Source organism: Caldithrix abyssi DSM 13497 (assembly GCF_001886815.1).
Classification (GTDB): domain Bacteria; phylum Calditrichota; class Calditrichia; order Calditrichales; family Calditrichaceae; genus Caldithrix; species Caldithrix abyssi.
The window spans coordinates 3,470,083-3,483,065 of record NZ_CP018099.1; the positions used below are offsets into that span (position 1 = coordinate 3,470,083).

The following is a 12,983-nucleotide window of genomic DNA, read 5'->3' on the forward strand; positions in this document are numbered from 1 at the left end:
CGGGAGGTGAATCATGCTTAATAGAAACTATTTGATCATATTGGCAGCGGTTTCATTGTTGATTTTTGCCTGTGGGCAGAGCGGTTTGAATAATCCTGTTGGCGTGTTAGGGGGCAGCAATGAAGGTTACGGGAATAAAATCGATTTTTCTGGCAACGATGGTGAGTTTGATTTGCCCGCTGATGGAAATGAATTAATTGGTACATGGAGATCCTATCAAGCCGATATGGGAGGATATATTTATCTGACTTTTTATTCTGACGGTAAATATGAATTTGAAGTGGAAGTCTATGAAAGTCGCCAGATATTTGACCGGGGTAGTTATGAAGTGAATGGAAACACCATCACCTTTTATTCGGACTCCGGGCCTGTTAACCATTCAGAATATTACATTGAAGGAAATAATCTATATTTAGACGGCGAGAAATTTACGCGGGTTTAAGTTCAATTATCAAATTTAGGAGGATTCCATCATGCGTTTACTCAAAATAGCTACCATTATCCTATTTTTATCTTCAATATTTGCCGGTCAACTTTTGGCCCAGAGCGGGCCGGCCTGGCTGCAACAGGGGAATTTACAGTATGCCGATAAAATATGGGCATTTTTGGAAATTCCTAATACAAACATCATTTTTGCAGGCGGGCGCTCCGACAGAGATGAAGCCGGAATATGGAAAAGTACTAATGGTGGGCAAACCTGGGAACAGAAACTTCGAAAATGGTACTCCAGTGAAGGCGTGAGACAATTTGCTTTTGACGAATCTAGAAATCTTATTTTTGCCTGTATTTCAAACGTTAACGGTGGGTATGACCTTGAGTGGAAAACCATTTATTATTCCGATGATCTGGGAGAAACATGGAAATATATTTACCATCCAGCACAACTTGGTTACCGGGCAGGTGCTCATTCCATTGTTCTTTTAAATAATAAATTGTACGTCGCTTTTGAAGACAGACACCCTGAAAATGGCAATGATTACCAGTACATTTATTCGGCTGATTTACTAAGATTAGACATCTCTAATGCCAATTCGGATTACTGGTACTGGGAACATTGTATGCATTATCCGGAACTCGACTATATTATGCGGTTAAGTGTGAAGGATAATAAAATTTATGTATTTGGCAAAGATAAAGAAACCGATGGTATTCGCATTTTTATCTATAATACGGAAACCATGGGAAAAACCGCATCTAATCTCGGTACCATTCAAGAAAATGAAAAAACAATTAAACTTTTAAAACAACAGCAAGCGGCATTTAATGAAGAACAGACTAGCGGTACAACTCCAGAAAATATTGGAGGAGAAGTACGATGAAAACCAAGCAATGGTTGTTCATACTGTTTTTGACTGTGCAAGTTGGCTTTGCACAGGAGCCGCCCGGATGGGTAAATACAGGCAATTTGCAAGACGCAACGTTTTTAAAGGATTTCTTACAATTGCCATGGAATCCGGACATCGTTCTGGCATGCGGTGCGGATAGAACCGGCAGTTACCACGCAGGCCTCTGGAAAAGTAATGATAAAGCGCAAAGCTGGGAATATAAATTTTGGGTTGGCGAAAGCTATGATTATTTCACTGAGATGAGGCTGGATTCGTCAAAATATCGCATCTGGTTGGTAGGAAAGTTAACCTATTCAACCCTCCAGCATGGGCTTTACTACTCCATGGATGATGGAGAAAACTGGACATCCGTAGATTATCCGGACGCCATAGAGAATATTGGTGATGGCTATGCCATAGGAATTGTTAATTCACACATTTATTATGGTGGCACAAGCAATAACAGCACGCAAATAAAGCTTTACCGATATAATACCTCAAGTAGCAACCCCGGTGACTGGGCTTGGGAATATGTTAACACTTTTCAAGATGCAGATGGAATTCCGCATATTTTCACCGAAGGTAACTATGCCTATCCCTGTGTCAGAGCCAATGATCGTACGAAAATCAAAATCTATAAAGTTGACGATGCTTCTAAGAATATCCAATTTATTTCTACAGTAAATTTAACCTTTGTACAAGATTTTATAAAGAATAAAGGTGATTATTTTATTGCCGGTGACTCGGCCGGGATAGCACGAATTTATAAATCGGCCGATCTAATTAACTGGACCAAAGTGGGCGAATGGATGCCCGGCGGTGATAACACTTATGTGGAATCGGTTCTATTTTATAATGATACTTTGTTTGCTTCAATGAGAATTACGAATGAAAATTTAACGATATACAAATCTCCTGATAAAGGTGGTTCGTGGATTGGTTGTTATAATCCCGCCGGCGTCAATAATTCTTTTAAATTACGCCTGATAGACAATGAAATGTGGGTGGCCACTGGCCATGATTATGGTGATATTTTTAAAGCGACGTGGAATGTCCAGACAGGTGGGGATTATCAGTATGGGCCGACGTACGTTTTCACTTCGCGCTTAAACGGAAATGACCTTTATTTTACGACAAATTACAAATATGGAGAAGTTTACAAAAAAAGCGGAACATCGCCAGCGGAAAAATTTGCTACTTTTGCCGATGCCAACCAATGCTTTAGTATTGAATGGGATCAGGATACTATCTTAGTCGCGACTGATGGAGGGAACTTAGTTAAACGAAGCGATGATGGCGGTTCAACATGGAAAGACACATTTAAACCACAGGGCGCTTCGGATGCGCTATCATTAAAAAAACTTGAGAGCGGACAGCTTATCTTAGGCACCGATTGGTATGGCGATGTTTTTCTTTCTACCAATCGCTTTGCTACTGGCGGAACTTACTTATATGGCCCCACTTTTGTCTATAAGTCCCGGAACCACAACGATCTGATCTATTTTACAACCGATTACACAAACGGCGAAATATATACAGTTGATACAACGGCTAACGTTTCACTCTGGAAAAATTTTAGTGATGCCACTTTAGCAACGGATTTATTATGGGAAAGCGATACGATTTTTGTTGCGCTTGACGCGCCCAATTTGATTAAAAAAAGCACCGATGGCGGGAATAGTTGGGAAGATGTTTTTAAACCGCAGGGCGCCAGTCATGTGCTTTCAATGATAAAAACAATAAATAAAAAGATGTTTATTGGCACCGATTGGTTAGGCGACGTTTTCCTGGCTACCGACCGTTACGAAACAGGTGGAACCTATCTATATGGCCCGAATTATGTTTTTGATATTAAGTTTTGTGGCGAAACAGGCTATATCGCAACTAATTATGATAATGGAGAGATATGGAAAACGGAAGACGGGGGCGTAAACTGGGCCAATCTTACAAAATATCTCCAACCATGGTCTCAAGTATTTTCACTGGTGACCTTCGGGAATACCATTTATGCCGGTACGGATTACAATGGGGATGTTTACAAGTCTGAAGATGGCGGCCAATCTTGGGTTGCCACTGGAGATTTATTAAATGCCTCCGAAGTACTAAGCCTGCATTTAAGTACCGATGCCCAAAGAAACAAAATATTTGCCGGAACAGGTTGGTATGGCGATGTATTTATTTCGGACGAGGAGGTGATGACGCTTGAGGCGCCGGAGATTGTTCTTGAGCCAAAATTTACGCAGGGAACCAATAATACCGTTTACTGTCGGAACAATGGAAGCGATGGCTATCAATTCGAAATGGCTTCTGATTCTATGTTTAACGATATTCTCAAACGAAGTCCGGTGACAACGGATACTTTTTACACCTTCACCAATTTGTATGATGGCAAAACATATTATTATCGTGTATATGGCCGTAACTGTAGCTACTCCAGCAAGGCTTCATCTACCACTTTTTCTACACAGGATGCTAAAGCGCCTAAAATCTATGCAGAATCTCCAACCAATCGAACATGGATAAATGACAGTCAGCCGGAAATACTGGCTCATTTGAAAGACGATGGAATCGGCGTTGATACTACGGCGGTAACTATGATGGTTGATAGCATCTCGGTGCAACCGCAGGTAATCACTCCAACTAAAATAAAGTATGATCCACCTGCATCTTTGAAACAAGGTTGGCACACGGTAATTGTAACCGCCAAAGATTACTTTGATCAGAGTTCCGAGTTTTCCTGGCAGTTTGCGGTCGATGTGGAGAAACCGACCATTCCGAAACTAATTTCGCCAACGGATAGCGCTATTTTAGCGACCCAATCCGTAACTTTCCATTGGCAAACATCAATCGATACGCTTTCGGGTGTAAAATATTATATGCTGCAATATTCCATCGATCCGAACTTCAAAAATCAGGTGGACACGGTCATAACGGTTCAGACTAACTATTCTGCCACATTAAACGATACAACGTATTACTGGAAAGTAACAGTTTTTGATTCGGCAGGCAATTCACGCAATAGCAATGTTTGGCGCGTAATTATAGACGCCCACGCTCCGGACGTTCCTGTTTTACACCAACCGGTTAAAGGTGTGTGGTTAGCTTCAAACAATGTCCTCTTTAGTTGGGATGCCGTATCCAAACAGACAGAAGTCGATGGTAATGATTTTTCAGACCAAAACGAAAAAATATTATCTACTGCTGTACAATATATTATTAAAGTAAATAAAGACACTTCTATTATAATCCAGGATACGGTTTCGGTTAATGAATATCAAACCAGATTAATAGAAGGAAAATATTACTGGCAGGTATTGGCTTTTGATGAAGCGCAAAATGAATCGGGTTGGACGGAAGTTGATTCTTTTGGCGTGGATCTTACACCGCCGGTTATCGATTCAGTTACCGTACTTCAGGATACCGCCAACTATTTTGGGCCTTTTGAAATAAGCGCGATTGTTTCTGATTCCATCGGGGAAATCGACACCACACTGCTCATTTATCGATTCGATTCTGAACCATTCGACACAACGGGCATGCACTTTGAAAGCAGTGTATTTAAAGGAACAATTCCCAGCAGCGACTCAACAGAACACCAAATCAGCTATTTCGTAATCACTCGAGACAAAGTTGGGCAAAGCGCAGTAAGTGATACCATTATTTTTAACACGTTAATTACAGGAATTAATGATATTGTCACTAATATTCCTGAACAATTTGTGATAAAGAATTTATGGCCCAATCCTACCAACGGCGCTTTGCGTTTACGTTTTGGCTTACCAAAGGCTTCTCATGCAATAGTGGAAATTTATAACGTGCTGGGCCAACGTATCTGGAGCAAAGAGCAAAACTATCAAGCTGGGTGGCATGAACTTCAGATTCCTGCAGATTTCCCAAGCGGCCAATATTTTATTCGTTTAAAAACAAAGATGGGTGAAAGAACAGTTAAAGGGATTATCATCAAATAATTTTTTAGAGCTTGCCGTTTTTTCTGGCAAGCTCTTTTTATCCTTATAAAAATTCTTTTGTGCTATTAAAAATAAATGCTTGCTTAATTATGATGAATGATCATTCTATTGTGCTAAATGTTTATACACTTAGGTGTTACATCTGCTCTAAACTATTTAAAATATTGTGAGGCAAAATGGATAAGAATAGACGACAAGCCGGGAAAGTTCAACTTACACTATTTTTCAATAGAAATTTATTCATAAGGGGGCGTTGGAATGAGGAAATGTTTGATAAGGTTTTTTGTGAAAACTTTTGTTCAGATACTCAAACATCGCACACAATATGTACTGTTCCTTTCATTATTTTGGTTTGTTTTTTTCTCAACGCCATGCTTAGCGCAATTTAGTTACGAACAGTTTCTTGTTTCAGATTTAGCTGATTTTCAATTAGTCCAGAATGCCACGCTTGAAGGAACTAAGATTAGATTAACTTTAAATAGTGGCGGACAGGTTGGCGCTTTATGGTATAAAATAAAACAACAAATTGATGAAGGTTTTGAAACAGAATTTACTTTTCAGATAACAGATATTGGTGGATGGGGCGGCGGCGATGGGTTTGCCTTCGTCATCCAGAATTATACGTTAGATGCAATCGGTGAAGGCGGTGGAGATATAGGGTATACGGGAATTCCGAATTGCGTGGCTATCGAATTTGACACGTGGGCAAACTCTGGCGATCCCAATAGTAATCATATTGCTGTTCATACACAAGGTACATCTGCAAATACCAGTGATAAAAGCGCCTTAATAGGCTACACAACAGATATTGCACCGCTTGATGATGGAGCACTTCATCATGTAAAGATTGCCTATACTCCCCCATTATTAGAGATTTACCTGGATTCATTAAATAGCGCGCCGGCACTCTCGGTTACGCTTGATTTATCAGATACACTGCAACTGGATGAAGGTAGAGCATGGATTGGCTTTACTGCGGGCACAGGCGCTGCTTACGAAAAACACTATATTCTTTCCTGGAAATATGTACCGGCCAGTTCCGTGGGGATACAAGAAAAATTGCAAAATCAGATTCCTCGCCAATTTGCCTTACTACAAAACTATCCCAATCCCTTCAACCCCACTACCATCATCACTTACGAATTACCCAAAACCAGTAGGGTTTCATTAACCATTTACAACCTGCTCGGTCAAAAAGTGCGCACATTGATTAACACGCACCAACCCGCCGGCCAGTACCAGGTACAATGGGATGGTAAAGATGATTTTGGCAATCCGCTGGCCAGCGGAATTTATTTGTACGAATTAAAAGCACGAACCGTTTTGAAGGAAAATTTTATTCAGGTGAAAAAGCTGGTATTCATAAAATAAATAGGAGGTGTGAGATGAAAAAATTTTTTAACCTTGTATTACTAACTCTGTTCTTAAGTTTTCTATTTTCCTGCGCTACAGTTAAAGAAGCGAAAAAAGAATCAATCCCTGTAAATGTTAAAGAATTAAAACAAACTAATAAAAATCAATGAAGAAAGGGGGATTAAAATGAAAAGAGCATTGGTTTATTTGACTTTGCAAATTATTCTTTTCTCTTTGTTCAGTTGTGCCTCACAAATGAGACCCGTTTTGGTTCAGGATTATTATGAAGAATTTGGAGGAAAAAACCTAATAGTGAATGTAAAGATGAAAAATCTGGATTACGACGGAAAAACTGTTTACGGAGTGCCGAGTGAACAACATGAGAATGTTTTTGCAGTATTATTTAAAAGTAAAGACGAAAGCTCGAATTATGATACAAACTATGGGAATACAATTACAATTGAAAAAAATCATATTGAAATGGTAAAAAATAGTAATGAAAAAAAGGCGGCCATTTCAGTTGAAAAATACTTTTACACCAAATTGTCCCCTCTCGGTTGTATTTTTGCCACTTTAAATTCTTTACCTTGTACCTACTATTTCGACGAGCTTAGGATTACTAAAGACGAGAAAGGAAAATGGGGTGGTAACAAAATTGGAATGGATTTTATTCATAAAAAAGAAATTCACGAGAAAATTTTTATTACCAATATAGGAAATGCACCTACTAAAACGCCCTTTATTGTAGTTGAAACATTGCCTGACTTTTTAAAATTTAAATCTGCAAAATATATCAAAAAGAACTGCGTTCAAAACGTAACTTATGATATTCATGAAATTGGAAATAAGCAAGTGCTAATTTTCAAAATCTATCCTAATTCTAAAAAAGGATTTAATTCGAATGATCAAATATCAATTTTGCTTGATCTACAGCCTCTTCCAGAAAACTTAAACACATAATTGTAGAATAATAAATAAGGCCATTGATAAGATTAGACTCCGTTTAAAGAACAGATATGTTAAAAGCGAATTTTCCCCAGAAGGCTCAGCCCCTTCTGGGGAAAATTTAATGTTTAAATGTTTTTTGACCCGAATAAAGTAATTTTTAGGTAGTTTAAATAAAACAATAGGCCCATTGAAATAAAATTCGATAATGATACCTTTTCAGAGTGGACTCGTATCTTTTAATAAAATTATTTTGTTCTGGCTCCTCCAGGTTAAGGGAGGGAATATTGTTTCAAAAGAAAAATGAAGTTGGAGTGTTTACTAATGAAAAGAATTCTTTTGTTTGTTTTAGGATATTTTCTATTGGTGCTCTCTTTTTCTGTTGTTTATGCAGATGAATTACATGATGCTGCTAAAGAGGGAGATATAGAGAAAGTAAAACAATTAATAACACAAGGAGCAGATATCAATGCAACTCATGATGGTTATACGCCATTGCATATTGCCGTTCAAGAAGGACATAAAGAAGTAGTGGAATTGCTAATTTCCAGAGGCGCTGTTGTAAATATAAAAAATAATGATGGCTATACACCATTGCATTTAGCTTCCTATAAGGGTTACAAAGAAATTGCAAATCTATTAATTTCCAACGAGGCAGATGTGAACGCAAAAAGTAATAGTCATTTTACACCTTTACATTTTGCGGCGCAGGAAGGTTATAATGATATTTGTGAACTATTAATCGCTGCCGGGGCTAATATTCATGCCAAAAATATTGACGGAGCAACCCCGTTACATGTGGCAGCCTTAAATGGGCAAACACCGATTTGTGAGTTGCTTCTTATACACGGGGCTAATGTTAATGATGAAGATGAAAAGGATAGCAGCCCTTTATTTTATGCCATATATAATAATAATTATGAAACGGCAAAGCTATTGATTGAAAAAGGAGCCAATGTAGATATATCTGATGACTCCGGATGGACGTTGTTACACAATGCTGTTTTTTATCAGGATATATCGGCGTTTGATCTATTGCTTGCTCATGGCGCAAACCCAAATTTAAAAACAGATGAAGGAATGACACCACTCCATCTGGCCTGTAAATACGATGAACTTTATATGGTAAAAAAATTAATTGAAAAGGGGGCAGATGTAAATGTCAGATGTAAAAATTTTGAAACGATTAGTAGTTGGTCTCCCTTGCATTTTGCTGCCGAGGCTGGTGATCCAGCAGTTTGTGAGCTGTTAATAAAACATGGAGCTGATGTTAACGCCCGGGATTCTTCCATTATAGAAGGCACGAAAGGCCAAACGCCGCTACATGTTGCGGCAAATATGAAGAATATTGAAGTATGTAAAGTATTGATTAAGCAAGGGGCAGATTTAAGTTTAATAGGACAACACCACGTTGCAGAGATAAACGGTACCCCCCTGCATTTTGCTGTGCGTGCCAACGATACGGAAATCTGCTCTTTACTGATCGAAAAAGGAGCTAAAGTGGATGCGCCAAATCAATACGGTGAAACGCCCTTAGTATATTTTTTCATTTTTGCAGATAATGATGAATCGGATATTCCATCATTGCTTATAAAAAAAGGAGCTAATGTGAACGCAAAGGATGAAGAGGGTAATACCCCATTACATATGGCAGTAGAAATGGGGTCGTCAAAATACTGCCAATTACTCTTGAAGGCTGGCGCGGATGTAAATATTCAAAATAAAAAAGGGATAACTCCTATCGACTTAGCCAGTGAATATGGTAAAGATGCAATAATTAAGCTTTTAACTCAAGGCCAAAATGATTAAAATGCTCGGAGGACAATAAAAATGTTTTATTTAAGAGGCATTACATTGCTCCTAATATTTTTAGGCTGTATTACCGCTTGTTTTGATAAAAAATCCACTAATCCTCAAGACGATAATATCCCACGAAAGACTATTCAGGGAACTATTAAATTACCCAATGATGATCTGATAAAAGTGAAAAATTTACGGATTGTTCATTACCTCGGGGAGTATCCATTAGAAGGGAATAGCTTTCAGATGGATGTTTATGCTTCTAATAAACAGCAAGTCTTTTTCGTTGCAGATTTACAAAACCAACCTTACTTATTGGGTATTTTGGATACTACAGAAATCATATTAAATTTCAGCGCTGCTTCAACGGCCAAAGCCCTTGCTTTAATAACGCCCTTTTGCTGGGGAACAACCTATGAAACGCGTAAATTATTTTTGCAAAAAATAGAATTAAATCCCCGGTACAGCCAACTGGTGAATTTGATTAATCAAAATTTAATAGAACAAAAAACTTTAAGCCTGGAACAACAACCAGAAGTTTTTCAAATAGCCTTTTTACTGGCAGAAGAAATTTATAAATCAATAATTCCTCAGAATAAAATTGAACGACAAGATAAAGATGTTCCCTGGATTGAAGGGACCACGCCCGTTATGAAATTTTTCAACCCGAAAACTGTTTATTATGGAGCAGGCATCTATTACATTCGAAATAATGGGGAGACCAATTGGGAACATCCCGATAAAACTGCACTAATAGAAGCAAAATCCGGTTTAATAGATTTCTGGAATCTTTCTTTAATGCCACCTGCTGAGACTGAGGTAGAAGTAGAAATACATCAACAATACCATGTCGTTTTACACAAAGGCACAGGTATAGGATTAGACCTTGAGACCTGGCAATCAGATACACCACAGGGAATTGGCGCAAGAGCAAATGTGGGCCAGGCCATTTTACATATTGTTGATTTAATTCCCGGCACCATCATCCCGACGAGTATAAGCTTTGGAGGATTAGCAAATATCTCGATAGATGTAAGAGACCTGAAAGACCTTGGTATGGCAGCCTATGAAGGGGATGCATGGGGATTTGCCTCAAAGGTTGCCTTTATTATCGGCGATAATGCTGAGGAGATCGGTCTGTGGTTGTGGGAAGAAGGCGTTCGCGGCGCAGCGTCGAGTTCCGAATTCTGGGGACTCCTGGGTGATGTGGCTGGCGATGTGTCTTTAGTTGGAGACCTTTTAGATAAAGGACCTTTCATCTATGATCTTTTGACAGCCCCTGTTGTGCTCTACTATGATATCTGTATTTCTAATAACGCCTTTGTGGAATGCGGTACGCTAAATCCGCCCGTCGCCAACTTTACCATAAGCCCCCCCTCAGGAGATATTGGCACTGCTTTTGTACTGGACGCCTCCACTTCCACCGATATGGAAACGCCAGTCGATAGGCTGGAGGTCCGCTGGGATATTTACAACGACGGTATTTTTGAAACTAACTGGTCCACCAATAAAATCTTTCGCGTTTCTTTTGAAGAAAGAGGAATCAAAGAAATTTATTTGGAAGTACGGGATGAGGACGGATTGATATCGAATGTAATTCGAAAATTAAACGTTTCTGGCGGTTTTGCTTCGGGAAAACATATTTTGATTTTTAGAGATGTACTGCCCTGGAATAATGTAAGAATAGAAGATTTTTTAAATTATCACGGTTATACAGAAGGTAGTGGCTTGGGTGAATATTCTATCCATAATAGCGCTGAAATGGCCTCTATCAATCTTAAACCGGGGTACGATTTTGTTATTATTTCCAATTCTCAAGACCAGAATTTTTACAACACCTATGCTCAGTGGAATGTTAAATTCTCCGATTTTGTTTATAAAGGCGGAAGTATGTTGTGGGAAGCGTGCGACAATGGATGGTATAACAACGACCCTTTTAATAATATTGGCGGCGATATGGCTGTTGCAGGCGTAGTAATCCCGGGGAATATCTCCAATAATTTTGAATTAGACAACTATAATTATCTTACAGGGATTAGTTCACCGCTAACAACAGGCTTGCCAGACCCTCTTTTCGGAAATTTTGCCTCCCATCAGTCCTTTTCACATCTGCCGGAAAATGCTGTAATTTATACCGTGAATAGCTATAATAATGCAACATTGATTGAATATCAATTTGGGGACGGCTTTATGTTAGTTACGGGCCAACCTTTAGAACACGCTTATTTTCATGGATACTCCATCGGCGAACTACTTCCCAGAGTAGTTGCCTACGTCCTTGGCGTTGAAAATCAAACGACAAACACGTTCAGAAAAAAAACACCGGATCAACATCCAAGTTCTATTCCATACTCTGTAACAAACAGAAAATGAAATAGAACTTTGAATAACAATAAATTTAAAGGACCTGCGCTTTATTATTTTCGGCGCAACATTCGATTTAAAATGTTTCGTTTTGGGCAAAGCGCCTTTTAAATTGGCAGGACTGTGGCGGTAGTAAGCAGCCATAATTAAAAACGGCTATGAATTCAGTCCATTTAATTTTTTTCACAAGAAACCTTTCTATGGTAGAATTTTTTTTGTAGCTTACTCCCGCCAACACTTTTTTCATAAATTGTGAAATATCAGCGCGGTTTGGCAGCCGACGTCAAATATGGGCTATGAATGTTTGGAAATTCGTTACCTCCAGCCGGTTGGGATCAATGCCAGGAGGCGGATATTCTCTTCTCCGGCAGTCGTTATTGCAATAGCCGGTTTTTTCTAAAGTTACAATATGGCGTTTTAACACGTTCAACCAATGAGGGAGTAAACCAATGAAATTTCAAAATTACTTTAAATTTGTCTTCCTGACCCTGCTCTTTACCCTTTTTATCGCCCTGCCCTTTCTGCAGGCCCAAACGGCTTCCACCATTACCATCCTCATCGATCCCGGGCATGGCGGGAAGGATCCCGGCTACGTATGGTCGGCTGATGTTCAGGAAAAAAATATCGCCATGCTATATGCGCAGGAACTTGCCCGACAATTACAAAATCAGGGCTTTGCCACGCACTTCACCCACCAATCAGCCGATTCATTTGTCAGGCTTGAAAAGCGTGTAAAAAAAATCGATCAAGCACGGGCCGATGCGTTCATAACCATCCACCTCAATCCCACTACTGCCGATAGCCAGACCGTCGAGCTGCTGATCAGCGACCAGGACACAACCAGCGCCCAACTACCCCGTTCTTTGCAAGCTGCCCTGATTGAACAGAATATTAACACCAGTATTTCGAAAGCAAAATTATTTGTTCTCCGCTATGCCACTGCTCCGGCGGTGATGGTCAATTTGCGCTGCGGGAAAAGTGCCAAAAGCGTAAGCCACTGGCAAAACGCCACTCGCCGCAAACAAATTTGTCAGGCGCTGGCTCTGGGACTAACACGCTTTTTCCACGAAAATCCCGTTCGCTGAGTAGTAACTATTCATCGGTACGTATCGAAACGAGCGTGCGTGATAAAAAGATATCTCCTCTGCCGGACAGATTCGAAATGACATCCCCCTGCTCGTTGAGCAACCTATTAATTGACAATAAATATCGCACAGACCAGATTTAA

General features: G+C 39.4%; 9 protein-coding genes. All 9 read left to right on the plus strand.

Annotated features, from left to right (window positions below):
* Positions 1-13: 13 nt before the first annotated feature.
* Complete coding sequence (locus Cabys_RS13530) at positions 14-442, plus strand: hypothetical protein (RefSeq protein WP_006926651.1); 429 nt, start codon at positions 14-16, stop codon at positions 440-442.
* Between the two features lie 31 nt (positions 443-473).
* Positions 474-1,319: a WD40/YVTN/BNR-like repeat-containing protein gene (locus Cabys_RS13535; RefSeq protein WP_006926653.1), complete on the plus strand. Its 846-nt coding sequence runs from the start codon at positions 474-476 to the stop codon at positions 1,317-1,319.
* Positions 1,316-5,293 (plus strand): T9SS type A sorting domain-containing protein, encoded by a 3,978-nt coding sequence (locus Cabys_RS13540; protein ID WP_006926655.1) that lies wholly within the window; start codon positions 1,316-1,318, stop codon positions 5,291-5,293. Before Cabys_RS13535 ends, Cabys_RS13540 begins: the two co-directional genes overlap by 4 nt.
* 258 nt (positions 5,294-5,551) lie before the next feature.
* A complete protein-coding gene (locus Cabys_RS13545; RefSeq protein WP_006926657.1) occupies positions 5,552-6,664 on the plus strand; it encodes an L-type lectin-domain containing protein in 1,113 nt (370 codons plus the stop codon).
* Positions 6,665-6,678: 14 nt separating this feature from the next.
* Positions 6,679-6,816, plus strand: a complete 138-nt coding sequence (locus Cabys_RS20095) for a hypothetical protein (protein ID WP_006926658.1) — start codon at positions 6,679-6,681, stop codon at positions 6,814-6,816.
* Between the two features lie 16 nt (positions 6,817-6,832).
* On the plus strand, positions 6,833-7,606 hold the full coding sequence (locus Cabys_RS13550; protein ID WP_006926659.1) for a hypothetical protein: 774 nt from the start codon (positions 6,833-6,835) through the stop codon (positions 7,604-7,606).
* Positions 7,607-7,915: 309 nt separating this feature from the next.
* Positions 7,916-9,400 carry an ankyrin repeat domain-containing protein gene (locus tag Cabys_RS13555; protein ID WP_006926660.1) on the plus strand — a complete coding sequence of 495 codons (1,485 nt, stop codon included), beginning with the start codon at positions 7,916-7,918 and terminating at the stop codon, positions 9,398-9,400.
* Positions 9,401-9,421: 21 nt separating this feature from the next.
* Entirely contained in the window at positions 9,422-11,764 is a 2,343-nt protein-coding gene (locus Cabys_RS13560; protein WP_006926661.1) for a hypothetical protein, read from the plus strand.
* Positions 11,765-12,204: 440 nt separating this feature from the next.
* Entirely contained in the window at positions 12,205-12,840 is a 636-nt protein-coding gene (locus Cabys_RS13565) for an N-acetylmuramoyl-L-alanine amidase (protein ID WP_006926662.1), read from the plus strand.
* Positions 12,841-12,983: the final 143 nt, after the last annotated feature.